A 25,443-nucleotide genomic window follows, 5' to 3' on the forward strand; every position below is an offset into this window, starting at 1 on the left:
TCGCAAACCTCAGCTTCGGATACAACCCCTTCCGTGAAGTTTCTTTGGATTCCTTGGTCCCAGTTGACTAAGGACCCCACTTCCAGGGGGTGAGTCGCAGCCTAAACGTTCGACTGGAAGGACTTTCGGGCCTTCCGCTCACACAATCACACGCAGTGCGCGCCGTACGCCTGTGAAGGTCACGCTCGTACGCAGTCCGAGGTGGTCACCGTCCATCTGGAAGGGCAGTGGGGCCTGTGATTCCAAGGTGAAGTCGGTGAGATCGTGCAGGGACACCGCGTGCTTGCCCTGGGGTCCGCGCTCCGGCGAGGAGGTGAGCAGCTGGGTCCCGTAACGCAGCAGTGACGGGGTGGAAAGGCGGGCGAGTCCGAGCACGTCGAGGGCGGTGTCGAAGGACGCGCCGGGGGTCGCGTAGAGGGGGCGGTTGCCCAGGTAGCTCCACGGCGAGGTGTTGCAGACGAGCGAGAGGACCAGGCCCTCGACGGGGTCCTCGGCCGGCCGCCGCAGCGTGATCGCGCCGTGCCGCCGGTCGCCCTCGCCGAGCCACTGGCGCAGCAACTGCCGGACGTAGAGCGGGTGCGTGGACTTCTTGCCGCGCTCGCGCTTCTGCTCGACGCGGCCCACGACGCCCGCGTCGAACCCCATGCCCGCGCAGAACGTGAACCAGCGCGCCGGCGCGCCCTCGTCGTCGGTGTCCGGGGTGCCGGAGGCGAGCCCGAGGCCGACGGTGCGCTCGCTGCCGGAATGCATGGCGTCGAGCAGGGCGCCGGTGGCCTCGACCGCGTCGTTGGGCAGGCCGAGGGCGCGGGCGAAGACGTTCGTGGAGCCGCCGGGGACGACGGCGAGGCGGGGCAGTTCGTCGGGCGCCGGGCCGCGGTGCAGCAGGCCGTTGACGACCTCGTTGACGGTGCCGTCGCCGCCGAGGGCGACGACGACGTCGACCTCGCCGCTGTCCGCGGCGTGCCGCGCGACGTCGCGGGCGTGGCCCCGGTACTCGGTGGTGACCGTCTCCAGCTTCAGGTCGCTGGCGAGTGCGTGGATCAGCACGTCGCGGGTCCGGGCACTGGTGTCGGTGGCGGCGGGGTTCACCACGAGGAGCGCACGCATGGCATGCAGGTTACCTACCGAAAAGTAGAGGGGCCCAGCCCTGGCGCAGCGGGCGCCGGGCCCCCAGTAGGCTGGAGAGCATGAGCGGAACGCAGGGCCGGGGCGGGCGGAAGCAGGCGGCCCGGCCCGGGCGGGAGAAGACGGCGGGGGCGGGGCGGAAGAAGGCTTCCACCGGTACGGCCGACACCACCGATGCGGCGGATGCGGTCGACGCGGACGAGGCGCCGGACAAGGCCCCGGGCGGTACGGCCGCCAAGCGCAGGAGCGCCGGGGGCAGGGCCGCCGGGCGGAAGTCCGCGGGCGCGAAGGCCGCCGGGGCGGACGGGGCGAAGGACGACGGAGCGGCGAAGGCCGCCGAGGAGCGGGGGCCGCGGCCGCCGCGGGTGACCGCCGCCGCCGTGCTGACCGCCGTCGAAGGGCTCGTCATCGCCGCCCTCGGGGCCTACGAACTCGTGCTCGGGATCGTCGGCGAACCGGACAGCACCCGCCAGGCCGTCTTCGGCGGGCTCACCGTGCTGGCGCTCGCCGCGCTGCCGCTGGCCGCCGCGCACGGGTTGCGGCGGCAGCGCAGCTGGAGCCGCGGCCCCTCGTTGATCACCCAGATCCTGGCGCTGCCGGTGGCCTTCGCGATGGCGTCGGCGGGCGGCGTGATGCTGCCGCTGGGGCTCGCGGTGGGTGCGGTCGCGGTGGTCACCCTCGTCTGCCTGCTCAGCCCGAGTTCGGCGGAGGCGCTGGGCGTGGGCCCGAGCCGGACCGCGTAGCACCGCGGCGCAGGGCCGGGGGAGGGGTGTACGGCCGCGTACGGACCCGCTACGCGGCCCGTACGGCACGAAGACCCTGCTGCCTCACCGAGGCGCTCCGGGCGCCGGAGAACGGCGCACAGCGCCTCGTGGGTCACGGCGGGGCGCAGGCGCCCCGCCGCTCACTCCTCCACGAGCAGCCGCTCGCGCAACTGCGCCAGCGTGCGCGCCAGTAGCCGGGAGACGTGCATCTGCGAGATGCCGACCTCCTGGGCGATCTGGGACTGGGTCATGTTCCCGAAGAAGCGGAGCAGCAGGATCTTCTTCTCCCGCGGCGGCAGCTCCTCCAGCAGCGGCTTGAGGGACTCGCGGTACTCGACTCCCTCCAGGGCGTCGTCCTCCGCGCCGAGGGTGTCGGCGACGGCCGGCGACTCGTCGTCGGTGTCGGGGACGTCGAGGGAGAGAGTGGAGTACGCGTTCGCCGACTCCAGGCCCTCCAGGACCTCTTCCTCGGAGATGTTGAGCTTCTGCGCCAGCTCGTGCACCGTCGGCGCCCGGCCGTGCAGCTGGGACAGCTCGGCGGTGGCGGACGTCAGCGACAGCCGCAGCTCCTGCAGCCGCCGCGGCACCCGCACCGCCCAGCCCTTGTCGCGGAAGTGCCGCTTGATCTCACCGACGACCGTCGGGGTCGCGTACGTCGAGAACTCCACGCCGCGGTCGGGGTCGAAGCGGTCCACGGACTTGATCAGGCCGATGGTGGCGACCTGGGTGAGGTCGTCCAGCGGCTCGCCGCGGTTGCGGAAGCGCCGGGCGAGATGCTCCACCAGCGGCAGGTGCATCTGCACGAGGGCGTTCCGCAGCTCGGCGTGCTCCGGGGAGTCCGCGGGCAGCTTGCGCAGCTCGTGGAACATCGCCCGCGCGCCGCTGCGGTCCTGCGGTTCACGCCTGTCGTGCTGCTGCAGTCCGTCCATGTGGTCCGCCCGCCCTTGCTCCGCCGCGGCCAGCCGGCCTTCGTCTCGCATCGGAACGCCCCTGACGTACGTCACGTCAGCCCCGGCGCCGCGCCGCGCTCCTTGAGCAGGCTGATCGTGACCGTGCGGTCCTCGCCCACGGTCGCGTCCACCCTGCCCGCGAGTGCGGACAGCACGGTCCACGCGAAGGTGTCGCGCTCGGGCGCCCGGCCGTCGGTGGTCGGTGCGGACACCGTCACCAGCAGCGCGTCGTCCCCGAGCTGGAAGACACAGGTGAGAACGGAGCCGGGAACGGCCTGCTGCAGGAGGATGGCGCAGGCCTCGTCGACCGCGATGCGCAGATCCTCGATCTCGTCGAGCGTGAAGTCCAGGCGGGCAGCGAGCCCTGCCGTGGCGGTGCGGAGCACCGACAGGTACGCCCCGGCAGCCGGCAGCCGGACTTCGACGAAGTCCTTCGGACTGGGCTCGCCTTCGAACTGGGACACCCTCACCTCCAAGGTGCGTGGCGACTCTCCGCCATGGGAACGCCGGCCCGCCCCCCGTCACTGGGAGTAACGGACCAGCGCGGCGAATCGTTCGCCTGCGACGCTACCGCGTGCGATGAGCTGCTGTCTCCTGGACCGGAGAAGGCCACCCCATCCCGCGGCTGTCACTAATAGTAAACCCTGATTACGCTCCGTGGCTAGGGCTCTTCTCGTCCCAATTCCCGTGCGGTCACTCCGGGTTGCCATTATGGCAGGGCCCGCCGACAACCGCCGACCGGCTTCCCTCGTCCGGGCGACACCCGCGTCAGCCGGTGACGACCGCCGCTACCGCCGAGCCGCGCGGGAACGCGCCGCCGGCGGCCAGGGCGACGACGGCGTAGAGCATCTTCGCGACGTACACCGGTTCGGGGACCAGGCCGTGCCGGGCGGTGAAGTCGGCGGCGAAGGCGTCGAGTTCGGGGGAGCGGCGGGCGAAGCCGCCGAAGTGGAAGCCGTCCGCGAGGCGCCAGTCGCCGCACCGGCCGCCGAAGGCGGCGGTCTGCAGCCGCTCCACGTCCGCGCCGAGGAAGCCGCCCTTGAGGACCGGTACGCCGATCGCCCGCGTGCCCGCGGGCAGTCCGGCGGCCAGTCCGGCGAGGGTGCCGCCCGTACCGCACGCGATCACCGCCGTCTGCGCCGCGCCCGCGAGTTCGCGGCCGAGGGCGGCGCAGCCGCGGACAGCCGCGGCGTTGCTGCCGCCCTCCGGGATGAGCTGGAAGTCGCCGAAGTCCGCGCGGAGTTCGGCGTGGAAGGCGGGGTCCGCGCGCCGCCGGTACGCCGCGCGCGACACGAAGTGCAGCCGCATGCCGTCCGCCGCTGCCCGCGCGAGGGAGTGGTTGAGCGGGCGGTCCGCCAGCTCGGCGCCGCGGACGACGCCGACGGTGCGGATGCCGAGCAGCCGGCCGGCGGCCGCGGTGGCCCGCAGGTGGTTGGAGTACGCGCCGCCGAACGTCAGCAGCGGCCGGTCGTCCCCGCCGGGGGAGCCGGCCGCCCGCGCCTGAAGGTTCGGCATCAGCTTGCGCCACTTGTTGCCCGGCAGCGCCGGGTGGATCAGGTCGTCCCGCTTGAGCAGCAGCCGTATGCCGTTGGCGGCGAGGCGGTCGTCGGCGACCTCCTCCAGCGGCGAGGGCAGCCGGGGGCGGAGCGCGTCGAGCCGCCCGCCGGGGGGTGCGCCGGCGGGCGGCTGGTCGTCGGGCGGCGGGGCCGCGGGCCCGGTGGGCTCTGACGCGTACACGGGACGGTGCTCGGTGGCCGTTCTGCCGTGCCGGGGTCCGGCACGCACCGCCGCGGGTGCGGCCGGAGGCCGGTCCGGCTCAGCCGCGGGTGAGGAATCCGTCGCCGTGCTGGGCGATGTGCGCGTGGACCGCCTGCAGGGCGTCCTGCACCTCCTGCGGGGAGCCGCTGCCGCGCTGCTCGTTGAAGTAGGCCGCGCCGAGGCGGCGCAGGAGGGCCTGGCCCTCGCGCTGCGCCTGCACCTCCCCGACCTTCTCCTTGCCCTGGTTCAGCGCGGTCTCCGCCTTCTCCTTCGCGCGGTCGAGGAAGCCTGCCATGTCTGTCTCCTGACGTATTGCCTGACGTATGGGGTGAATTCTGCCGCTGCTACCGCTTTGGTCCCAAGTATCCCGCGCGTCACTTAATGGATCAACGGCTGCCGGGGCCCGGCGGTTCCTGGGCGGCTTCCCCGCCGGCCCGTACGCAAGCATCCGCGGTGCGGGAACGCGGGATGGCCTGGCGGGTCCCGCCGGGCCGCCGCCACGGGGACGGCGGGCCCGCCCGCAGGCCGGACGCGGCAACCGGGTGACGGCGGTGCGTCCCAGCCCTCGGTCACGCATTTCACGTGGGGGGCGTGCGCTCGTAGCGTGGGGGCGTGACGTCCCAGCCCTCCGCCCCCTCCGCCGCCGCTTCCGGCTCTGCCTCTGCCTCTGCCGCCGCCGCCGCCTCCGCCGCCGGCCCCGCCCCCGCCGAGGCGGCCGCGGGGGTACGCGCCGGGCGGCCCGGCGGTGCGCGCGGGCGGATGGCCTCCGGGCAGCTGGGCGGCGTCGCGCTGGTGGTGACCGGTGCGCTGTCCACGCAGTTCGGGGCCGCGGTCGCCGCGCTGCTCTTCCCGCGGGCGGGCGCGCTGGGCGTGGTGACGCTGCGGCTGACGCTCGCCGCGGTCCTGCTGATGCTGGTCTTCCGGCCCCGGCTGCGGGGCCACGCACGGGGCGACTGGGCGGTGCTGTGCGGCTTCGGCGTGGCCCTCGGCGGCATGAACATGGCCTTCTACCAGGCCATCGACCGGATCCCGCTGGGCCCCGCGGTCACGCTGGAGGTGCTCGGGCCGCTGACCCTGTCCGTGCTCGCCGGCCGGCGGCTGGCGAGCCTGCTGTGGGCGGCGCTGGCGCTGGGCGGGGTGGTGCTGCTCAGCGGCGGCGGGTTCGGCGGGCTGGATGCGGTGGGCGTCGGGTTCGCGCTGGGCGCGGGCGCCCTGTGGGCGGCGTACATACTGATGAGCGCGCGGGCCGGGGCGCGCTTCCCGCGGGCCGACGGGCTGGCGATCGCGATGTCGGTGGGCGCGGTGATCAGCCTGCCGGTCGGGGTGGCGAGCGCGGGCGGCCGGCTGGTGGAGCCGGCGACGCTGGGGCTGGGCCTGGCGGTGGCGGTGATGTCCTCGGGGCTGCCGTACGCACTGGACCAGTTCGCCCTGCGCCGGCTGCCGGCGGCGACGTTCGCGCTGATGATGAGCCTGGCACCGGCGCTCGCCGCGCTCGCCGGGTACCTGGTGCTGGACCAGGGGCTCACGGCCGTGCAGTGCGCGGCGATCGGCATGGTGATCGCGGCGAGCGTCGGCGCGGTACGGACCCTGCCGCGGCCCGCGGCGCCGCGGGAGATCTGACGGCGCAGGGGCGCCGGGCGGGCGGTCCGGTGGCGATCACGGGTGGCATGCTCGTACACCTGCACGACGAAGGGAACGCGCATGACCTCGCCCGGCACCGTCCTCGACGCCCGCGCGCTGGGCCGTGCCCTGCTGCACCGGCAGTGGCTCGTCGAGCGGCGCGAGGCGGCGCCGCTGGACGCCGTCGAGCACCTCGTCGCGCTCCAGGCGCAGTCCGGCGACGCCCCGTACTACCAGCTCTGGAGCCGGCTCGCGGGCTTCACCGCCCCCGACCTGTCGGCACTGCTGACGGACCGCCGGGCGGTGCGCGTCGTCATGATGCGCGGCACGATCCACCTCGTCAGCGCCCGCGACGCGCTGCGGCTGCGGGCCGTGGTGCAGCCGTACCTCGACAGGACACTCCCCGCCACCACGGCGGGCCGCAGGGTCCCCGGCCTCGACCCGGCCGAACTGGCCGGCGCCGCGCGGGCGGCGCTTGCGGCCGGACCGCTGCACAACGACGACCTGGGTGCCCGGCTCGCCGCCCGCTGGCCCGGGGCGGAGCCGAACGACCTGGCGTACCTCGCCCGTTCCCTGCTGCCGCTCGTGCAGGTGCCCCCGCGCGGCGTGTGGGGCGCGAGCGGCGGACTCGTCTACGCGCACGCCGACCAGTGGCTCGGCGCCCCCTCCAGCACCGACCCCGCCGCGGACGGGACGGTGCTGCGCTACCTCGCCGCGTACGGCCCCGCGTCGGTCGCCGACGCGCAGAAGTGGCTGTCGCTGACCCGGCTCAAGGCGGTCTTCGACCGGCTGCGCCCGCGGCTGGTGACGTACCGGGACGCGGCCGGCCGCGAGCTGTTCGACCTCGCCGGCACCGAACTGCCCGACCCCGCCGCCCCGGTGCCGCCGCTGCTCCTCGGCCCCTTCGACAACGTGCTGCTCGCGCACGCGGACCGTACGCGGATCATCGACAAGGCCGACGAGCGGCGGGTGTTCACGAAGAACGGCATCGTGCGGGGCACGGTGCTGCTCGACGGCCGCGTCGCGGGTGTGTGGCAGCCGGAGATCAAGAGGACCTCGGCCGCGGTCGAACTGCGGCCGTTCACCGCCCTGTCCGGCTCCGACAGGGACCGGCTGGCGGCGGCGGCAGCGGACCTGCTGGCCTTCGCCGCCCCGGAGGCGGAGAAGACGGACGTCAGGTTCGCCGCCGGCTAGGCGGGCGCCCGCCCGGCCGCGCTCACACGGTCGTGAACTCCTCGCGTACGACGCCGCCGGCCGTCGCGCACCACGTGGCCACGTCCATCGCGCCGGTCGCCTGCAGCCCGTGCAGCTCCTGCATCTCGGCCACCGCCGCGGTCGTCGCCGCGTCGTAGCGGCCTGTGGCCTGCTCCAGGTGCAGCTTGCGCACCAGCATCTGCTGTACCGCGAGCACCGCCTCGCCGCTGTGGCCGGTGCTCACCGGCACCGTCAGGGCCTCCCACGTGGCGTTGTCGAGGGTGCCGTCGTCCGTGGCCGGCAGCCCCATCGTGCGCTGGAAGGTGTGCACCGCCTCCAGCGTCACCGGGCCGTACGCGCCGTCCGCCTTCAGGTCGTACCCGTACGCGCGCAGCAGCCGCTGCACCATCTCGACCGTGCCGCCCTTGCTCGACGAGTACGTGTCGGGCCAGGTGCGCGCCGGGATCTCGTCCGGGCTCTGGCCGAGCACCTGCGCCACCTGCCGGCGCAGCGCCGGGAACTCGCGGTAGAACAGCGCGCCCGGGCACTGCGTGTCGTTGAAGTCCCAGTGGCCGAAGATGCGGTCCGCCCCGAAGCCGTACTGCGTGCCGATCGTCACGCACAGCCGCTGCAGCGAGAACAGCAGGGCCGGCGGCGGGGTGTCGTTGACGTAGTGGCCGTCGTTCTCGATGCCGATGCCGCGGGTGTTCTCGCCGACCGCGTGCGCGCTGACGACCTGGTAGCCGCCGTCGTCCAGCGCCTCGAGGCTGCGGTGCCGGCCCTCCAGCACGTAGCCGCCGCGGCTGATCGAGAAGTGCTGCCCGCTGTCGATCCAGCCGTTGCCGTCCATGTGCAGATCCTGGATCTTGCGTGCCATGAAGACGGCGGCCTCGTACGAGTAGTCCGTGGTGTTCGGGAACGCGGTGTGGTGGACGACGATCTTCGTGGTCGTACCGGACGAGACGGAGACGTTCCCGCCGGGCGGCCGGGCGCCCCAGTCCGCGGTGCCGATCACGTACGACGGGTCGTCCGCCGTCCGGCGCAGGGAGTCGCCGCCGTCGGCCGCGGCGCTGCCGCCGAGCAGCAGTGCGCCGCCTCCGCCGGCGGCGAGGGCGGCGCCGGCGCCGGCCTTGAGCGCGGTTCGCCGGGAGACATACACGGGCCCAGATCGCATGGCGGTCCTCTCACGGTGCGGGTTGTGGGGGGTTCGACACGCTGCTCCGTGTACGTATGTGCAACGGACACCCTGTTTATCCGACCGCATGTGCCAATGTCCAGACCACTCTTGTCAGTTGGCCCCGGAGTCCATCCCTCCGCTCCGCCGCCCCGCGGCCCGGGGGAGCGGGGTGCCGCCGTTCATCGGCCGTCCTCCGCGTCCACCGGCGTCCCGTCCGGCCGGTCCGGCCCCTGGGCCCGTACGTGCTGGACGTGCTCCAGCGAGTCCCGCAGCTCCCGCAGCCAGTCGTCCGCGTGGCTCTCCACCAGCCGTACGCACCACCCCAGCGCCTCGCTCCGGCTGCGCGCCACCCCCGCCGCGATGAGCGTGTCGAGCACCTGGCGCTGCGGCTGCCGCAGCCGGGTCATCACGGGCGCGGAGACGTTCGTGAAGACCTCCCGCCTGCCACCGCACTCGGCGCCCCAGGAGACCTTCCTCCGGTAGCGCCGCTCCGCCGCCCGCGCCACCGCCATGCGCTCCTTGCGGGTGCGCTCGCGGAACTCGGCGATGCGGCCGTCCAGCGCCGCGTCCCGCTCCGCGCCGGTCGCGTCCGCGGCGAGCCCCGCGGGCTCGGGGACCGTGCCGACGACGCAGATCTCCTCGCGGTCGACCGTGACCTCGACCGGTGCGGCGTAGAGGCCGTCGGGCAACCGCCCGGTGAGCCATCCTCGAATCTCGTCCGTGTCCTGCGAAGTAATCATGTAATCGAGATTACGCCGCCTCCTGCCCGGAGAGAACGGGCGGGCCGGCGAAATTCCCGCAAGAATCTTTGGCGGAGCATGTCGAGAACCGCCGTCCGGCCCCGACGTCTCCTGTGAGAGGCGCCCGCACCGGGGGCCGGGAACACGGGAAGTGAGAACCATGAAGTACCTGGTGATGATCTACGGTTCGCAGGCCGACTACGACGCCATGAACGGCTCCGGCTCCGAGGGCCACCCCGCCTGGACCGAGAAGGACCTGCAGGCGATGTTCCAGCACATGGAGTCGATCAACAACGACCTCGCCGAGACCGGGGAGGTCGTCGAGGGCAACGGGCTGTCGGCGCCCAAGCAGGCCATCGTCGTCACCGACGGCCCCGGCGGCGCGTCCGTCGTCTCCGACGGCCCGTTCGGCGAGACCAAGGAGGTCCTCGCGGGCTACTGGGTGCTCGACTGCGCCGGCGACGAGCGGGTCACCGAGATCGCCAAGCGCGTCCACCAGTGCCCCGCCCCGGCCGGATCCCCCGTCTCCGACGTGGTGGTCCGCCCCATCCTGGAAGCGGCACCGGGCAAGTGAGCGCCCCTGTCGAGGACCTGCTGCGCCGCCACGCGCCGCAGGTCCTCGGCGCCCTCGTCCGCCGCTACGGCCACTTCGACGCCGCCGAGGACGCGGTGCAGGAGGCGCTGCTGGCCGCCGCCGGCCAGTGGCCGGCGCAGGGGGTACCCGACAACCCGCGCGGCTGGCTGATCCGCGTGGCCTCCCGCCGGCTGACGGACGAGCTGCGCAGCGAGGAGGCCCGGCGCCGCCGCGAGGAGTCCGCCGCCGCGCTGACGCCCCGCGACGACTTCCGCATGCCGCCGCCGGGGGAGGCGCGCCACCCGTCCGAAGACGACACGCTCACCCTGTTGTTCCTGTGCTGCCACCCCGTGCTCACCCAGCCGTCCCGCATCGCGCTGACGCTGCGCGCGGTCGGCGGTCTGACCACCGCGGAGATCGCCCGCGCCTTTCTGGTGCCCGAGGCGACGATGGCGCAGCGGATCAGCCGGGCGAAGAAGAGCCTGAAGGACGCGGGCGCCCGCTTCCGCCGGCCGGAGCCGGCGGAGCTGCCGGGGCGCTTCACCGCCGTGCTGCACGTGCTGTACCTGATCTTCAACGAGGGCTACACCGCCACCTCCGGCGCCTGTCTCCGCCGCGCGGACCTGGCGGCCGAGGCGATCCGCCTCGCCCGCGCCGTGCACGCCCTGACGCCCGGCAGCGGCGAGGCCGCCGGGCTGCTGTCACTGATGCTGCTCACCGACGCCCGCCGCGACGCCCGCAGCGGACCGGGCGGCGCGCTGGTGCCGCTCGACGAGCAGGACCGCGGCCGCTGGGACCGCGGCCAGATCGAGGAGGGCGTCGCCCTCGTCAGCCGCGCGCTGACGACCGCCGCGCTCGGCCCGTACCAGGTGCAGGCCGCCATCGCCGCCGTGCACGACGAGGCGGAGCGCGCCGAGGACACCGACTGGCGGCAGATCCTCGGGCTGTACGACCTGCTGGAGCGCCTCGCCCCGAGCCCCGTCGTCAGCCTCAACCGCGCGGTCGCGGTGGCGATGGCCGACGGCCCGCGCGCCGGGCTCGACCTGCTGGCGAAGCTGGCGGACGACCCGCGGCTCGCGGAGCACCACCGCCTCGACGCCGTACGGGCACACCTGCTGGAGCTGGCAGGGGAGCCGGGGGCGGCGCGGGCGGCGTACGGGCGCGCGGCGGAGCGCACGCTGAGCGTGCCCGAGCAGCGCTACCTCCAATTGCGCGCCGCCCGGCTGCACTGACGGGCGGCGGCCGGCGTCACAGCCAGGCGGTACATTGCGCACATGTCGATACCGCCGGGTCCGCCGCCGAATCCGTACCAGCAGAACAACCCCAACCCCTACGCACAGCAGCAACCCCAGGGCTCGGTGCCGCAGCAGTACCCCTACGCCCAGCCGACGATGCCCGCCGGCGTGCCGATCACCAGCCAGCCCTCGGGCCCCCCGCCCGGCCAGCCCCCGGGCGCGCCCGGCGGCCAGCCCGGGCAGCCGCCGCCCGGGCAGCCCTTCGGGGCCGCGGAGAAGAAGGGCGTGCCGGGCTGGCTGTGGGGCCTCGGCGGCGTCGTCGTCGCCTCCGCGGTGTGGGCGGGCGCGCTCTTCGCCACCGGCGGGTTCGACTCGTCGGACGAGCCCGAGCCCGTCCTCGGGTACGGCTTCGAGAAGGACCTCTGCAAGACCACGGAGCTGAAGGCGTTCGACGAGCGCTACGACGTCGGGGCCGCCGCCGAGGACGCCACCGGCTGGGGCTCGAAGCAGGAGGGGCTGGACCAGAGCTTCTGCAGCTGGAGCCTGACGGACCGCGAGGAGGACCCGGACTCGTACTCAAGCTCGTACGTCTCCGTCAGCGCCATGTGGCACGAGGCGTCGGACCCGGCAGGCGAGTTCGCCCCGACGTACAAGGGCTTCGAGGACCGCTCGAACGAGGACTACAAGTACGTGACCGAGGCCGTCGAGGGCTTCGGCGACGAGGCGTACCTCGTCAAGGAGAACGGCGAGGGCGACAGCAGCAGCCGCTCGATGAGCCTGGCCGTGCGCGACGGCTGGTTCACCTACGAGATGGACTGGAGCTACTACGGGGGCACCGACTCGGCCGATCCGCCGTCGCCCGACGAGGTGGAGCAGATGCTGAAGGACGAGACGAAGGCGGCGCTCGCCGACCTGAAGAAGTAGGAATGGCAAGGCGCGTGCGGCAACAGGAAGTTGCCGGGTGCGGACGTAGCAGGGAACTGCCACGGCGGCCCGGCGGGACCGCGCAGCGGCGGTGGCCGGAAGACGAGCGCGCCCGTACCGTCCGGGACGGTACGGGCGCGCCAATGTGTCCGCAGCCGGTGCGGGCTCAGCCCTTCTTGGTCTCCCAGAAGATCTTGTCGACCTGGGCGATGTAGTCCAGCGCCTTCTGGCCCGTGGCCGGGTCGGTGGACCCCTTGGCGGCGCTGAGGGCCTTGAGCGTGTCGTTGACGAGCTGGTGCAGCTCCGGGTACTTCTCGAAGTGCGGAGGCTTGAAGTAGTCGCTCCACAGCACCGAAACGTGGTGCTTGGCAAGCTCCGCGCGCTGCTCCTTGATGGTGGTGGCCCGCGCCTGGAAGTGCGGGTCGTCGTTCCCCTGCATCTTCTCCTGGATGGCCTTGACCGAATCGGCCTCGATACGGGCCTGGGCCGGGTCGTAGACGCCGCAGGGGAGGTCGCAGTGGGCACTGACCGTCACCTTGGGGGCGAACAGGCGAGAAAACATGGAAAGCAGCCGTCCTTCCTAGTGATCGTCTTCCAGGTGGGACATTACTCCGTGGGGAACGAAAATTCGCGAGTGCCCCGGAGGGCTTAGGTCAAAAGTCCAGTGGAAGGCTGGGCCTTGTGGACGACAGGCCGGAGGTGCATGCCCGATGCAGGGCCAGGTGAACGAGCGCAGGCACGACGCCGGGCGCCGAGGGCTGCAGCGCCTCGGCCTCGCGGCGGTCGACGGTCCGTCGATGGTGCCCACGCTGCGTCCGGGGGATCAGCTGATCGTGCAGTACGGGGTGGCGGTGCGGCCCGGTGACGTGGCGGTGCTGCGCCACCCGTTCCAGCAGGATCTGCTGATCGTGAAACGGGTGGTGGCGCGCCGCGACGGCGGCTGGTGGGTGCTCGGCGACAACCGGTTCGTCGAGAACGACAGCCGGGAGTTCGGCGCGGTGCCGGACGAACTGGTGGTGGCCCGCGCCCTCCTGCGGCTGCGCCCCCCGCGCGGGCTTCAGCGCTCGGTGCGCTCGGTGCCCGCGGCGGTGTCGTGGGCGGCGTCGGCGGTACGGCCGTTGGCCTGGCGCTTCCGGGCCCGGTAGGCCGCGACGTTCGCCCGGGTCGCGCAGCGGTCGGAGCAGTAGCGGCGGGAGCGGTTCGTCGACGTGTCGAGGAACACGTTGCGGCACGGCAGCGCCGTGCACAGGCCCAGGCGGTCCACACCGTAGTCCGTGAGGTGCACGGCCAGGCCCATGCACGCCGCCGCCGCGAAGCCCGCCCCGGAGTTCGCCGACTGCTCGGCGATGTGCAGGTGCCACAGGGGGCGGCCGTCCTCGTCGCGGAAGTCGTGCCCGCTGATCTGCGGGCTGACGGGGAAGTCGATGAGCAGCGCGTTGAGCATGTCCACGGCGCGCATCTCGTCGCCCTCGTCGGCCGCCTCGAAGACCCCCCGCAGCCGCCCGCGCACCTGCCGCAGCCGGCTGACGTCGGCGTCGGTGGCCCGCCGGGTGAAGTTGCCGCTGTCCCGGAAGAGCTCCTTGGCCGCGTCCAGCGAGGTCAGCGAGTCGGTGCCGCGCTGCGGCTCCTCGGTGTTGACGAGGCGCACGGCCATATCTGAGTAATAGGCCAGTTCCACTTGTAGTCCTTACGGGCTCGACTTATGCTGACGCGGCGGGGTCGTAATGGACGACCTCCACTAGAGGGTATTACGCAGCGGAGGCAGGGGAGGCAGCAATGGCCGGAACGACCGACACCGTGACGCCCGTGGGCGCCGACTGGCAGGGGTGGCAGGCGAGCTGGGACCGCCAGCAGGAGTGGTACATGCCGGATCGCGAGGAGCGCTTCCGGGTCATGCTCGACGCGGTCGAGGCGCTCGTCGGGCCCGAGCCGCGGGTGCTCGACCTGGCCTGCGGCACGGGCAGTATCAGCGCCCGGCTGCTGCGCCGCTTCCCCGGCGCGCGCACCACCGGCGTCGACCTCGACCCCGCGCTGCTCACCATCGCGCGCGGCACCTTCGCGGACGACCCGCGCGCGGAGTTCGTCACCGCCGACCTCTCCAAGCCCGACTGGACGGCGCGGCTGCCGCACGGCGCGTACGACGCGGTGCTCACCTCCACCGCGCTGCACTGGCTCTTCTCCGACCAGCTCGCCACGCTCTACGGGCAGGTCGCCGGCGTCGTCCGGGAGGGCGGGGTCTTCGTCAACGCCGACCACATGCCCGACCCGGCCACGCCCGGCATCAACGAGGCGGTGCGCAACTGGAGCAAGGTGCGCCAGGACCGCGAGCGCGCCGAAGGGGTGCTGGACTGGGCGGACTGGTGGCGCGTGGTCGCCGCCGACCCGGTCCTCGGCGGCCCCGCGGCCGAGCGTTTCACGATCTTCGGCGACCCGAACGACCCGAACGAGGGCCACGCCGACGGCGACGTCCAGCCGCCCGCCTGGCACGCCGGGACGCTGCGCGCCGCGGGCTTCGCCGAGGCCCGTACGGTCTGGGCCTCGGCCCGGGACGCGGCGGTGCTGGCGCTGCGCTGAGCCCCGCGCCGGCGGCCGCCGTCAGGCGCGGTAGCGGAGGCCGTCGACGAGCAGTCCGATCATGCGCCGCGTGTACTCCGGGTCGTCCGGGTCGATGATGCTGCTGAGCGCCTGCAGCAGGTCGTCCGGGGTCACGTCGGAGCGGATGCCGCCGGCCGCGGCGGCGGCGTCCAGCAGCCGGGTCAGCGCGGGGACGAAGCGCTCCTGGAAGTACCCGGGGAGGCTCTCGTATGCGCAGTCGCCGGAGTGCAGGGCCGCCTTCAGGCCCTGTTTCGCGGCGATGAACCGCGTGAAGCGGTGCAGCCACCGCTCCAGCGCCTCCACCGGCTCGTACCGCGCGGCGAGCGCGGGGGCGGCCGCGGCGCAGGCGTCGACCTCGTTGCGGAAGACGGCCGTGATGAGGTCCGAGCGCTGCGGGAAGTGCCGGTAGAGCGTCCCCGCCCCCACCCCTGCCTTCGCCGTGATGCGGCGTACGGGCGCGTCCACGCCCTCCGCCTCGAAGACCTCGGCCGCCGCGGTCAGCAGCGCGTCGAGGCTGCGCCGGACGTCCGGCCGCATACGCCGGCCGGGGGCCGGCTCCCCCGTGGTGCTGCGCTCAGGCATGCGCGGACCCCTTGCAAAAGCGGAACAGTGTTCCGTATTCTCGGAACTGAACGGCGTTCCGTATTCACGATACCGGGGCGTTCGACCCGCAGTCCACGCAGGAGGAGAGCCATGCAGTACCGCACGCTGGGCCGGACCGGGATCAAGGTCAGCCCCTACTGCCTGGGCGCGATGATGTTCGGCGCCCAGGGCAACCCCGACCACGACGAATCCGTCCGCATCATCCACAAGGCCCTGGCCGCGGGCGTCAACTTCGTCGACACCGCCGACATCTACGGCCACGGCGAGTCCGAGGAGATCGTCGGGAAGGCCCTCAAGGGCCGCCGCGACGACGTCGTCCTGGCCACCAAGGCGCACCTGCCCATGGGCGACGACCCCAACCGGCAGGGCAACTCCCGCCGCTGGCTCGTCCGCGCCCTGGAGGACTCGCTGCGCCGCCTCGGCACCGACCACGTCGACCTGTTCCAGATCCACCGGCCCGCCCCGGACACCGACATCGAGGAGACCCTCTCCGCGCTCACCGACCTGGTGCGCGCCGGGAAGGTACGCGCCGTCGGCACCTCCGCCTTCCCCGCCTCCGACCTGGTCGAGGCGCAGTGGGTCGCCGAGCGGCGCGCCCTGGTGCGGTTCCGCACCGAGCAGCCGAACTACTCGATCCTCGACCGCGGCATCGAGCGCGAGGTGCTGCCCGTCTGCGAGCGGTACGGCATGGGCACGCTGGTGTGGAGCCCGCTGGCCGGCGGCATGCTCACCGGCCGCTACCGCAAGGGCCGGGAGGCGGACACCTTCCGCGGCACCTACGGCTTCAGGCACCTCGCCGACGAGCGCCGGCTCGACACCGTCGAACGGCTGCTCCCGCTGGCCGAGAAGGCGGGCATGCCGCTGACGCACATGGCGCTGGCCTTCGTGATCTCCCACCCGGGCGTCACGTCCGCGATCATCGGGCCGCGCACCATGGAGCAGCTCGACGACCTGCTCGCGGGCGCCGGCACGGCCCTCGGCGACGACGTGCTGGACGAGATCGACGCGATCGTGCCGCCGGGCACGGAGGTCGGGCGGCTGGACATGGCGTACGACCCGCCGGCGATCCTGCGCCCCGGGCTGCGGCGCCGCGCGCCGCAGGAGCGCGTCGCGGCCTGAGGGGTACGGGCCGCGCGGCGGGCACCGTACGGCCCGTACGGAGCCCGCCGTACGACGTCTCCGTACGACGTCTCCGCACGACGCGAAGCGGGGCCGCCCGGCGCACTGCCGGACGGCCCCGCTCGTGGTTCTCCGCGGACCGTACGGCGCCGCCCGCCGGGCGGGCGCCGTACGGTCCGCTCGGCCGGCTACCGCCGCGCCACGCCCTCCGCCCGGGCCGCCGCGGCGACCGCGCGCGTGATCGCCGGCGCGACCCGCTCGTCGAACGGCGACGGAATCACGCACTCCGGGCTCAGTTCGCCCGCGACGACGTCCGCCAGCGCCTCCGCCGCCGCCAGCTTCATGCCCTCGGTGATCCGCGAGGCGCGCACCTGGAGCGCTCCGGCGAAGATGCCGGGGAACGCGAGCACGTTGTTGATCTGGTTCGGGTAGTCGCTGCGGCCCGTGGCCACGACCGCCGCGTACTTGTGCGCCACGTCGGGGTGGATCTCCGGGTTCGGGTTGGCCATGGCGAAGATGAACGCGCCCTCCGCCATCGTCGCCACCGCTCGCTCCGGCACGGTGCCGCCGGAGACGCCGATGAAGACGTCCGCGCCCGCGAGCGCGGACTCCAGGGAGCCCGTACGCCCCGCGTGGTTCGTCAGCTCCGCCAGCTCCCGCTTGGCGTCGGTCAGGTCCTCGCGGTCCGCGGAGACGATGCCCTTGCGGTCGGCGACGACCACGTCCCCGATGCCGGCCTCCACCAGGATCTTGGCGATCGCCGCGCCGGCCGCGCCGGCCCCGGAGATCACCGCGCGCAGCTCGCCGAGCGGGCGGCCGCTGAGCTTCGCGGCGTTGCGCAGGGCGGCCAGGGTGACGACGGCGGTGCCGTGCTGGTCGTCGTGGAAGATCGGGATGTCCAGGCGCTCCTGGAGCTTGCGCTCGATCTCGAAGCAGCGCGGGGCGGAGATGTCCTCCAGGTTCACCCCGCCGAAGGAGGGCGCCAGCCGCGCCACGGTCTCGACGATCTCGTCGACCCCGCGGCAGTCCAGCGCGACGGGGACCGCGTCCACGCCGCCGAACTGCTTGAACAGGATGGCCTTGCCCTCCATCACCGGAAGGGACGCCTCCGGGCCGATGTCGCCGAGCCCGAGGACCGCGCTGCCGTCCGTGACGACGGCGACGACCTGGGACTTCCACGTGTAGTCGTGGACCAGCTCGGGCTGTTCCGCGATGGCGGTGCACACCTTGGCGACACCCGGTGTGTAGGCCAGCGACAGGTCGTCCCTGTCGTTGACCGGCACGGTCGCCTGGACGGCCATCTTTCCGCCCCGGTGCAGGGCGAAGGCCGGATCGAAGTAGTCGTCGTCTGGGCTGTCGGACGTGTCCGTCCCGCTCGGAGGGTTGACGATCTCCGCTGCCACGTTGTTGACCCCTTAGTCACAGTCATAGAAAGAGGAACCACCCCTCTCGGTCGAGGGGTGGGCGGGCACGTGTCCGGCCGCCTGGCCGCGGAGTGAGCGCCACGGCCACGGTGGGGCCCGGACACCGGGCGCGCCGCACTCGCGCCCTGGGCCCCGGATTTGGGGTGTAAGTGTCCGTTGTACAGGAAGCCGAGCGCCCCGTGCGAGCCACTTTGCGACACTGAGTGGAGCCGAAACGCATAGTCATGCGAGAGTTCGCATACTGCGAAATGTGGCGAATCCGGGGTTATGCCCGTTATTTATAAACGTGAGCTACGTCTCACTACCGAACCTGTTATCGGATTTTGACCCGGCAGCATTCCTGAGGCGTGTCTTCCGGATGCAAAGATGCCGTCGTCGGCCATCGTCGACATCCGCCCCAGGCGCACCAGGAGTCGCGTCCGGGGTTTGTGAACTTCTGACCCCCGTTCACCCCCCGCAGGAGGATCGCGCAATGAGCCCTCGCACCACCCGGCGCACCGGAGCAGCCAAGTCTCGACTGGTGGCCGTCGGGGCACTCGCCGCCGCGGGGGCCCTCGTGCTCTCGTCGTGCGGCGACCAGACCGACGACGGGGGCGACAGCGGCGACGGCGGTGAGACCAAGACCAAGTCGAACGCGGCGCCGGGCGCACTGCCCAAGAGCATCGAGGACGCCGGCGTGATCAAGGTCGGCTCGGACATCGCGTACGCCCCGATGGAGTTCGACCAGGGCGGCAAGCCCGCCGGCGTCGACATCGACATCGCCAACGCGCTCGGCGAGGAGCTGGGCGTCGAGTTCCAGTTCCAGAACAACGTCTTCGACAACCTGATCCCGTCGCTCGACTCCGGCCGCTTCGACATCATCATGTCGTCGATGACCGACAACAAGGAGCGCCAGGCCGAGGTCGACTTCGTCGACTACTTCTCCGCCGGCGTCTCCATCCTGGTCCAGAAGGGCAACCCCGAGGGCATCTCGACGCTCGACGACCTGTGCGGCAAGACCGTCGCCTTCCAGCGGGGCACGGTCAGCGCGGACATCGCCAAGGCGCAGAACGAGAAGTGCGACAAGCCGATCAAGACGCTGCCCTTCACCAAGGACACCGAGGCTCTGCAGCAGGTCAAGCAGGGCCGGGCCGTCGCCGACCTGAACGACTTCCCGGTCGCCGCGTACAACGCCCGCGAGTCGGGCGGCGGCGAGGACTTCGAGGTCGTCGGCGAGCAGATCGACGCCGCCCCGTACGGGATCGCGGTCTCCAAGGACAACGCCGAGCTGCGCGACGCGCTCGCGAAGGCGCTCGACGCGATCATCGAGAACGGCGAGTACCAGAAGGTCCTGGACAAGTGGAACGTCCAGCAGGGCGCCGTCGACAAGGCCGCCGTCAACGGCGGCAACGAGTAACCACCGCCCGCAGCCGTTCCAGAGAGAAGTCCTCCCGTGACCGACCCGACCTCACCGGGCCCGGCCGACAAGCAACCGGCCGGGCCCGTGCCCTCGAAGACCGGCGCCGCCACCGCGGTGCCGCCCGAGGCGATCAGGGCGATCCCCGTGCGCCACCCCTGGCGCTGGGTGAGCGCCGCGGTCGTCCTCGCGCTCCTCGGGCTCCTCGTCTACGCCTTCGCCAACGCCAAGATCGAGTGGGGCGACGTCCCCGAGTACCTGTTCTCCGACCGGGTCGTCGAGGCCGCCGGGAACACGCTGCTGATCACCGTGCTCGCCATGCTGCTCGGCGTGGTCCTCGGCATCGTGCTCGCGATCATGCGGCTCTCGGACAACCCGGTGACCTCGGCGTTCGCGAACCTCTACATCTGGTTCTTCCGCGGCACCCCGGTGCTGCTGCAGCTCCTGCTCTGGTACAACCTCGGCCTCGTCTTCCAGACCCTCAACCTGGGTCCGTTCTACAAGAACGAGATGACCGACGTCATGACCCCGTTCGTGGCGGCCCTCCTCGGCCTCGGCCTCAACGAGGCCGCGTACATGGCCGAGATCGTCCGCGCCGGCATCCAGTCGGTCGACGAGGGCCAGACGGAGGCGTCGCACGCGCTCGGCATGAGCCGGGGGAAGACGATGCGGCGCATCGTGCTGCCCCAGGCGATGCGGGTGATCGTGCCGCCGACGGGGAACGAGTTCATCAACATGCTCAAGACCTCGTCGTTGGCGATGGTGATCCAATACACCGAGCTGACGTTCGTGGCGAACGAGATCTCCGCGACCAACCTGAACCCGATGGAGATGTACATCGTCGTCGCCATCTGGTACCTGGCGATGACCAGCGTGTTCAGCGTGATCCAGTACTACATCGAGCGGCACTACGCCAAGGGCTCCGTACGCCAGCTGCCGCTGACCCCGATGCAGAAGCTCCGGCGGAACATCTTCTCCGGGCCGCGGATGAAGGGAACGAGGTGAGCGCCGCCATGACGGCAATGGTCAGGGCCGAGGGCGTACACAAGTCCTTCGGGCCCACCCACGTGCTCAAGGGCATCGACCTGGAGGTCGCGCCGCGCGAGGTCTTCTGCCTCGTCGGCCCCTCGGGCTCCGGCAAGTCGACCTTCCTGCGGTGCATCAACCACCTGGAGAAGATCAACGCCGGCCGGCTGTACGTCGACGGCCACCTCGTCGGCTACCGGCAGCAGGGCAACAAGCTCTACGAGCTGAAGGACAAGGAGGTCGCCGCCCAGCGCAAGGACATCGGCATGGTGTTCCAGCGCTTCAACCTCTTCCCGCACATGACCGCGCTGGAGAACGTCATGGAGGCGCCGGTCCAGGTCAAGCGGGAGTCCAAGGCGACCGCGCGGGAGCGGGCGATGCGGCTGCTGGACCGCGTGGGCCTCGCGGACAAGGCGGCCGGCTACCCGACGCAGCTCTCCGGCGGCCAGCAGCAGCGCGTCGCCATCGCGCGGGCCCTGGCGATGGAGCCGAAGCTGATGCTCTTCGACGAGCCCACCTCGGCGCTCGACCCGGAGCTGGTCGGCGAGGTGCTGGACGTGATGCGCGACCTCGCGCAGTCGGGCATGACGATGATCGTCGTCACCCACGAGATGGGGTTCGCGCGGGAGGTCGGCGACGCGCTGGTGTTCATGGACGACGGAGTCGTGGTGGAGTCCGGGCACCCGCGCGAGGTACTCACGAACCCGCAGCACCAACGGACGAAGGCGTTCCTGTCGAAGGTGCTGTGACGCTGCGCTGTGCGCGGCGGATCCGGGGAACGCGCGGAGGTGCCGGGGAACGCGGCGGGGGTCGTCGTCCCGCCCCGGCGCTCCCCCGGATCCGGTACCGCGCCGGAGGCGGCACGCGGACGAAGGCGTTCCTGTCGCAGGTGCTGTGAGATCCGCCGGGCCCCCGGGTTTACCGGGCCCGGGTGAGATGTCCCGCATGGCGGGGCGGGGGCTGGTACGGCCCCCGCCCCGGGGCGTAACTTCATGGTCATGTATGCCGCCTACGCCGCCCGCATCGACCGTGACGAGCCGCTGAACGGCCTGGAGTTGGGGGAGCGGCCCGCGCCGCACGCCCCGCCCGGCTGGGCCGTCGTCGACGTCAGAGCCGCCTCCCTCAACCACCACGACCTGTGGTCGCTGCGCGGCGTCGGACTGGGCGAGGACGCCCTGCCGATGATCCTCGGCTGCGACGCGGCCGGTGTCGACGCCGACGGCAACGAGGTGGTCCTCCACTCCGTCATCGGCCAGACCGGCCACGGGGTGGGCCCGAACGAGCCGCGGTCGCTGCTGACCGAGCGGTACCAGGGCACGTTCGCCGAGCAGGTCGCCGTCCCGGCCTGGAACCTCCTGCCGAAGCCGAAGGAGCTGAGCTTCGAGGAGGCCGCGTGCCTGCCGACGGCCTGGCTCACCGCGTACCGGATGCTCTTCACCAACGCCGGCGTACGCCCCGGCGACTCCGTCCTGGTCCAGGGCGCGGGCGGCGGCGTCGCCACCGCGGCGATCGTGCTGGGCGCGGCGGCGGGGCTGCGGATGTACGCCACGAGCCGCGACGAGACGAAGCGCAAGCGGGCCGAGGACCTCGGCGCGGAGGCCGCGGTGGCACCGGGCACGCGCCTGCCGCACCGGATGGACGCGGTCCTGGAGACGGTGGGCGCGGCGACGTGGTCCCACTCGGTGAAGTCCCTGCGCCCCGGCGGCACGCTGGTCATCTCCGGCACGACGAGCGGGCCGAACCCGCCGTCGGTGGAGCTGCAGCGGGTCTTCTTCCTGGAGCTGAAGGTCGTCGGCTCGACGATGGGCACCAAGGAGGAGCTGGCCGGGCTGCTCAACTTCTGCGCGGCGAAGGGGGTGCGGCCGGTGATCGACACGGTGCTGCCGCTGGACCGGGCGCGGGAGGGCTTCGAGAAGATGGCCGCCGGGGACCTGTTCGGCAAGGTGGTCCTGACGCGCTGAGAGCGCCCGGAGGTACGGACCGGGCCTGGTCAGCGGGCCGCGGGCGTCGGCTTCTGCCGCGGAACGGCGCGGAGGACGGCGCGTTCCGGCGGGTCGGACGACGCGAGGGCCCCGGTCAGGGCGGCGTCGAGGAGGTCGTCGGTGCGGACGCGCCGGCCGGTCTCCGCGGACTCGACGGCGGCGGTGATCATGGCGAGGCTCATGACGTTGTCGTGCACCTCGCCCATCGGCGTCTCGCCGGTGCGCAGCGCGTGGACGAACTCGGCCAGGGCGCCGGCGATCCCCTTCGCCGGCGCCTTTGCCGTCCCCGAAGCCGTCTCCGTCTCCGCCTGCGCCGGCGCCTCGGCGGTGGCTTCGACGGTGGCGGGGTTCTCGCCGTCCCAGTGGAGCGAGCCGTGTTCGGCGCTGAGCCGCCAGGCGCCGTTCCAGGAGGTCGTGAGGCCCGGGCTGCACCAGCTTCCGGTGAAGACGTAGCGGCTGCCGCCGGTCATCTCGAAGACGGCGGTGGTGGCGGCGGCTCCGGCGTACCAGCTCCACGGCGGGTTGTACTCCTCGCAGTGCACCGACACGGGCTCGGCGCGCAGGAGCCAGCGGGCGGTGTCGAAGGGGTGGATCGCCATGTCGAGGAGCAGCGGGTGGTCCATCGTGTCGCGGAACCCGCCGAAGCGGGGGTCCTTGAAGAACTCGGTGGTGAGGATGCCCGGCCGGCCCAGCAGGGCGGCCCGGTCCCGCAGCGCGAAGAGGTGCGGGTGGTAGCGGCGGGACTGGCTGACCATGAACAGCCGGTCCGCCGCCTCGGCCGCCGCGGCCAGCCGCAGGGCCTGGGGGAGCGTGGCGGCGAGCGGCTTCTCGCCGAGCACCGGCAGCCCGAGCCGCAGCGCCTCCAGGGTGACGGGCAGGTGGGCGTCGGGGACGGTGACGTCGATGACCGCGTCCGGCCGGGTGGCCGACGCCAGCGCGGTCAGGCCCGCCCCGGTGGGCACGTCGCCGGCGCCCGTCTCCGCCAGCGCCCGGGCAGCCGCCGCCGGTTCGGTGTCGACCACCCCGGCCAGGGCCACGTCGGGGGACGCGGCGATGGTACGCAGCCACAGCCGCGCCATCCGGCCGGCGCCCACGACGACGACGCGCAGCGGCGATCCGTCGTCCGGCACGGTGCCGAAGGACCGGCCCGTCACGGCTGCCCGCCGCCGTTGGCGCTGTCGCCGCCGTCGGCCCACCAGCCGGTTTCGCTGTGCACCAGCCGGGGCGCGGTGCCGTCGCCGTCCGGGGCGGCCCAGCGGACGGCGTTGGCGATGACGCGGCGTACGGCCGGGTGGTGGTAGACCGGGTAGTCCTGGTCGCCGGGGCTGAAGTAGAAGATCCTGCCGTGCCCGCGCCGGAACGTGCAGCCGCTGCGGAAGACCTCGCCGCCGCTGAACGAACTGAGGAAGACCAGCTCGTCGGGGACGGGGATGTCGAAGAACTCCCCGTACATCTCCTGCTGTTCGATGACGATCGGGTGCGGCACCCCGGCGGCGATGGGGTGCGCGGGGTCGACCGTCCAGACCAGCTCGCGGTCGTCCGCGGCGCGCCAGCGCAGGGTGCAGGTGGTGCCCATGAGCTTGGTGAAGATCTTCGACCAGTGCGCGGAGTGCAGCACGATCAGGCCCATCCCGGCGAGCACCCGCCGGTGCACCCGTTTGACGACCTCGTCGGAGACCTCCCGGTGGGCCAGGTGCCCCCACCAGGTCAGCACGTCCGTCTCCGCGAGCACCTCCTCGGTGAGCCCGTGCTCGGGTTCCGCCAGCGTCGCCGTACGCAGCCGGGCCCCCTCGCCCAGGTGCTCCGCGATCCCCTGGGCGATGGCACCGTGCATGCCGTCCGGATACCGCTCGGCGACCTCGGGATCGCGCTGCTCGTGGAGTCCTTCGCCCCAGACCGTCACGCGCAGGGCGGCCGGTGGCTTCGGCGACGACATGGCATCTCCCTTGTGCCGGAAAAAACACGCAGAAAACTTTCGAAGCGAAGTAACGGAAGCTAGGGCGCCCGCGGGGAACCGTCAAGATCCGCGGCAGACGGCGTGCCGTAGCCGGAGCCAGGGGAATCGAGTACCGTGCGGGCGACGCGGCGGGCGATGAGAAAGCTCTGCGCCGCGCACTACAATGCTCCGAAATAATTGTCGGTAGGGCAGAGAGCGGATCGTGACACGTACCGGGATGCCGCGACCCACACTCGCGCAGATCGCCGAGACGGCGGGCGTGTCGATCTCCACCGTCTCCAAGGTCCTCAACGGCCGCGACGACGTCTCGCGGGACACCCGCGCCAAGGTCGACTCCGCCCTGCGCGAGCACCGGTACCGGCGGCGCGGCGCGGCGCTGCACGACCCCGCCGTCCGCTCCGTCGACCTCGTGATGAACGGCCTCGACGGGTCCTGGCCGGCGAGCGTCGCGAGCGGTCTCGAGGCGGCCGCGTACGAGGCCGGCGTGCACGTCGTGATCTCCGTGGCCCGCCAGGGCGCCTCCGCGAACAACCATTCGTCGCAGGACTGGGTGGACCGCGTGCTGGAGCGCGACAGCGCGGGCGTGGTGCTCGGCCTCATCGAGCCCGCCGCCGACCAGCTCGCCCGCCTGCGGGAGGCGCAGGTCCCCATCGTCGTCATCGACCCGCTCAGCGACCCGCCGCCCGACGTGGTCTCCGTGGGCACCACCAACTGGGCCGGCGCCTACGAGGCCACCACCCACCTGCTCGACCGCGGCCACCGGCGCATCGCCCTGGTGACCGGCCCGCCGCACCACCTCTACGCCCGCGCGCGCACCGCCGGCTACCGCTCCGCGATGGCCGCGGCCGGCGCCGAGGTGCCGCCCGGGCTGGTCAGGCACGGGACGTACGACCGCGCCAGCGGCGTGGAGCAGGTGCGCGCGCTCTTCGCGGCGCCGGAGCCGCCGACGGCGCTGTTCATCTGCTCCGACCACATGGCCATCGGCGGGTACGAGGCACTGGCCGGGGCCGGGCTGCGCGTGCCCGAGGACGTCAGCATCGTCGGCTTCGACGACCTCCCCGAGGCGCGCTGGGTCTCCCCGGCGCTGACGACGGTGCGCCAGCCGCTCAAGGACATGGGCGGCAGCGCGCTGCGCACGCTGCTGCGGCTGATGAACGGCGACGAGCCGGAGAGCCCGCGCGTCGAGCTGGCGACGACCCTGGTCGTACGCGGCAGCACCGCCGCCCGCGACTGACCGGAGCGCACCGCTCCGCCGCGGGCCGGCAGCGCGGCACCGCACC

General features: G+C 72.8%; 27 protein-coding genes. 14 read left to right on the top strand and 13 right to left on the bottom strand.

Going from position 1 to position 25,443, the window contains the following annotated elements:
- Window positions 1-138: 138 nt before the first annotated feature.
- Window positions 139-1,107: a diacylglycerol/lipid kinase family protein gene (locus LG396_RS13965; RefSeq protein ID WP_018842356.1), complete on the bottom strand. Its 969-nt coding sequence runs from the start codon at window positions 1,105-1,107 to the stop codon at window positions 139-141.
- 383 nt (window positions 1,108-1,490) lie between these two features.
- Between LG396_RS13965 and LG396_RS39935 the strand changes: the two genes are divergently transcribed.
- Window positions 1,491-1,868 (top strand): hypothetical protein, encoded by a 378-nt coding sequence (locus tag LG396_RS39935; protein ID WP_372483503.1) that lies wholly within the window; start codon window positions 1,491-1,493, stop codon window positions 1,866-1,868.
- Between the two features lie 161 nt (window positions 1,869-2,029).
- On the opposite strand, the gene LG396_RS13975 is transcribed toward LG396_RS39935, so the two are convergent.
- The 4 genes from LG396_RS13975 to LG396_RS13990 all read right to left on the bottom strand — a co-directional run bounded on the left by LG396_RS13975 (window position 2,030) and on the right by LG396_RS13990 (window position 4,892).
- A complete protein-coding gene (locus LG396_RS13975; RefSeq protein ID WP_372483499.1) occupies window positions 2,030-3,001 on the bottom strand; it encodes an RNA polymerase sigma factor SigF in 972 nt (323 codons plus the stop codon).
- Window positions 2,890-3,303, bottom strand: coding sequence for an ATP-binding protein (locus LG396_RS13980; protein WP_018835073.1), 414 nt, complete (start codon window positions 3,301-3,303; stop codon window positions 2,890-2,892). Before LG396_RS13980 ends, LG396_RS13975 begins: the two co-directional genes overlap by 112 nt.
- A 304-nt stretch (window positions 3,304-3,607) precedes the next feature.
- Window positions 3,608-4,576, bottom strand: a complete 969-nt coding sequence (locus tag LG396_RS13985; protein WP_225794998.1) for a 1-aminocyclopropane-1-carboxylate deaminase/D-cysteine desulfhydrase — start codon at window positions 4,574-4,576, stop codon at window positions 3,608-3,610.
- 79 nt (window positions 4,577-4,655) lie between these two features.
- A complete protein-coding gene (locus tag LG396_RS13990; RefSeq protein ID WP_037740986.1) occupies window positions 4,656-4,892 on the bottom strand; it encodes a hypothetical protein in 237 nt (78 codons plus the stop codon).
- Window positions 4,893-5,209: 317 nt separating this feature from the next.
- On the opposite strand from LG396_RS13990, the gene LG396_RS13995 reads away from it, so the two are divergent.
- A complete protein-coding gene (locus LG396_RS13995) occupies window positions 5,210-6,217 on the top strand; it encodes an EamA family transporter (protein WP_225794999.1) in 1,008 nt (335 codons plus the stop codon).
- Window positions 6,218-6,298: 81 nt separating this feature from the next.
- Window positions 6,299-7,411, top strand: a complete 1,113-nt coding sequence (locus tag LG396_RS14000; protein ID WP_225795000.1) for a winged helix DNA-binding domain-containing protein — start codon at window positions 6,299-6,301, stop codon at window positions 7,409-7,411.
- Between the two features lie 22 nt (window positions 7,412-7,433).
- On the opposite strand, the gene LG396_RS14005 is transcribed toward LG396_RS14000, so the two are convergent.
- Window positions 7,434-8,585, bottom strand: a complete 1,152-nt coding sequence (locus LG396_RS14005; RefSeq protein WP_225795001.1) for a peptidoglycan recognition protein family protein — start codon at window positions 8,583-8,585, stop codon at window positions 7,434-7,436.
- Between the two features lie 182 nt (window positions 8,586-8,767).
- Window positions 8,768-9,328: an ATP-binding transcription factor AbmR gene (gene abmR, locus LG396_RS14010; RefSeq protein WP_225795002.1), complete on the bottom strand. Its 561-nt coding sequence runs from the start codon at window positions 9,326-9,328 to the stop codon at window positions 8,768-8,770.
- A 160-nt stretch (window positions 9,329-9,488) separates the two neighbouring features.
- Between abmR and LG396_RS14015 the strand changes: the two genes are divergently transcribed.
- The 3 genes from LG396_RS14015 to LG396_RS14025 are packed head-to-tail and all read left to right on the top strand — an operon-like array spanning window position 9,489 to window position 12,061.
- A complete protein-coding gene (locus LG396_RS14015; protein ID WP_225795003.1) occupies window positions 9,489-9,902 on the top strand; it encodes a YciI family protein in 414 nt (137 codons plus the stop codon).
- Complete coding sequence (locus LG396_RS14020; RefSeq protein WP_225795004.1) at window positions 9,899-11,134, top strand: RNA polymerase sigma factor; 1,236 nt, start codon at window positions 9,899-9,901, stop codon at window positions 11,132-11,134. Before LG396_RS14015 ends, LG396_RS14020 begins: the two co-directional genes overlap by 4 nt.
- 42 nt (window positions 11,135-11,176) lie before the next feature.
- Window positions 11,177-12,061 carry a hypothetical protein gene (locus LG396_RS14025; protein WP_037751357.1) on the top strand — a complete coding sequence of 295 codons (885 nt, stop codon included), beginning with the start codon at window positions 11,177-11,179 and terminating at the stop codon, window positions 12,059-12,061.
- Window positions 12,062-12,227: 166 nt separating this feature from the next.
- Here the strand turns inward: LG396_RS14025 and sodN are convergent, their stop codons facing one another.
- Window positions 12,228-12,623: a superoxide dismutase, Ni gene (sodN, locus tag LG396_RS14030; RefSeq protein WP_018835083.1), complete on the bottom strand. Its 396-nt coding sequence runs from the start codon at window positions 12,621-12,623 to the stop codon at window positions 12,228-12,230.
- Window positions 12,624-12,771: 148 nt separating this feature from the next.
- On the opposite strand from sodN, the gene sodX reads away from it, so the two are divergent.
- On the top strand, window positions 12,772-13,206 hold the full coding sequence (gene sodX / locus LG396_RS14035) for a nickel-type superoxide dismutase maturation protease (RefSeq protein ID WP_225795005.1): 435 nt from the start codon (window positions 12,772-12,774) through the stop codon (window positions 13,204-13,206).
- Here the strand turns inward: sodX and LG396_RS14040 are convergent.
- A complete protein-coding gene (locus LG396_RS14040; RefSeq protein WP_037751359.1) occupies window positions 13,119-13,739 on the bottom strand; it encodes a CGNR zinc finger domain-containing protein in 621 nt (206 codons plus the stop codon). The two genes, sodX and LG396_RS14040, sit on opposite strands and share 88 nt — an antisense overlap.
- Before the next feature lie 98 nt (window positions 13,740-13,837).
- On the opposite strand from LG396_RS14040, the gene LG396_RS14045 reads away from it, so the two are divergent.
- Window positions 13,838-14,635 carry a class I SAM-dependent methyltransferase gene (locus LG396_RS14045; RefSeq protein WP_225795006.1) on the top strand — a complete coding sequence of 266 codons (798 nt, stop codon included), beginning with the start codon at window positions 13,838-13,840 and terminating at the stop codon, window positions 14,633-14,635.
- A gap of 21 nt (window positions 14,636-14,656) precedes the next feature.
- On the opposite strand, the gene LG396_RS14050 is transcribed toward LG396_RS14045, so the two are convergent.
- Window positions 14,657-15,238, bottom strand: a complete 582-nt coding sequence (locus tag LG396_RS14050; protein ID WP_225795007.1) for a TetR/AcrR family transcriptional regulator — start codon at window positions 15,236-15,238, stop codon at window positions 14,657-14,659.
- 111 nt (window positions 15,239-15,349) lie between these two features.
- On the opposite strand from LG396_RS14050, the gene LG396_RS14055 reads away from it, so the two are divergent.
- Window positions 15,350-16,378 carry an aldo/keto reductase gene (locus LG396_RS14055; protein ID WP_037751365.1) on the top strand — a complete coding sequence of 343 codons (1,029 nt, stop codon included), beginning with the start codon at window positions 15,350-15,352 and terminating at the stop codon, window positions 16,376-16,378.
- A 188-nt stretch (window positions 16,379-16,566) separates the two neighbouring features.
- Here LG396_RS14055 and LG396_RS39695 read toward each other — a convergent pair whose 3' ends face one another.
- On the bottom strand, window positions 16,567-17,781 hold the full coding sequence (locus LG396_RS39695; protein WP_027766492.1) for an NAD(P)-dependent malic enzyme: 1,215 nt from the start codon (window positions 17,779-17,781) through the stop codon (window positions 16,567-16,569).
- 493 nt (window positions 17,782-18,274) lie between these two features.
- Here LG396_RS39695 and LG396_RS14065 point away from each other — a divergent pair, with 493 nt between their 5' ends.
- From LG396_RS14065 to LG396_RS14080, 4 genes are all read left to right on the top strand, one after another.
- Complete coding sequence (locus LG396_RS14065) at window positions 18,275-19,198, top strand: ABC transporter substrate-binding protein (RefSeq protein ID WP_026276108.1); 924 nt, start codon at window positions 18,275-18,277, stop codon at window positions 19,196-19,198.
- Window positions 19,199-19,234: 36 nt separating this feature from the next.
- Window positions 19,235-20,203 carry an amino acid ABC transporter permease gene (locus LG396_RS14070; protein WP_018835091.1) on the top strand — a complete coding sequence of 323 codons (969 nt, stop codon included), beginning with the start codon at window positions 19,235-19,237 and terminating at the stop codon, window positions 20,201-20,203.
- Window positions 20,204-20,220: 17 nt separating this feature from the next.
- A complete protein-coding gene (locus LG396_RS14075) occupies window positions 20,221-20,973 on the top strand; it encodes an amino acid ABC transporter ATP-binding protein (protein WP_018835092.1) in 753 nt (250 codons plus the stop codon).
- A 249-nt stretch (window positions 20,974-21,222) separates the two neighbouring features.
- Entirely contained in the window at window positions 21,223-22,185 is a 963-nt protein-coding gene (locus LG396_RS14080) for a zinc-binding dehydrogenase (RefSeq protein ID WP_037751480.1), read from the top strand.
- A gap of 29 nt (window positions 22,186-22,214) precedes the next feature.
- Here LG396_RS14080 and LG396_RS14085 read toward each other — a convergent pair whose 3' ends face one another.
- Entirely contained in the window at window positions 22,215-23,360 is a 1,146-nt protein-coding gene (locus LG396_RS14085) for a Gfo/Idh/MocA family protein (protein WP_225795008.1), read from the bottom strand.
- The gene (locus tag LG396_RS14090) at window positions 23,357-24,142 is read right to left on the bottom strand and encodes a ThuA domain-containing protein (protein WP_225795009.1); all 786 of its coding nucleotides are present in this window, start codon (window positions 24,140-24,142) and stop codon (window positions 23,357-23,359) included. Before LG396_RS14090 ends, LG396_RS14085 begins: the two co-directional genes overlap by 4 nt.
- A gap of 238 nt (window positions 24,143-24,380) precedes the next feature.
- Between LG396_RS14090 and LG396_RS14095 the strand changes: the two genes are divergently transcribed.
- A complete protein-coding gene (locus tag LG396_RS14095) occupies window positions 24,381-25,397 on the top strand; it encodes a LacI family DNA-binding transcriptional regulator (protein WP_018853246.1) in 1,017 nt (338 codons plus the stop codon).
- The last annotated feature ends 46 nt before the right edge of the window (window positions 25,398-25,443 follow it).

The organism is Streptomyces aculeolatus (genome assembly GCF_020400605.1).
GTDB lineage: Bacteria > Actinomycetota > Actinomycetes > Streptomycetales > Streptomycetaceae > Streptomyces > Streptomyces aculeolatus.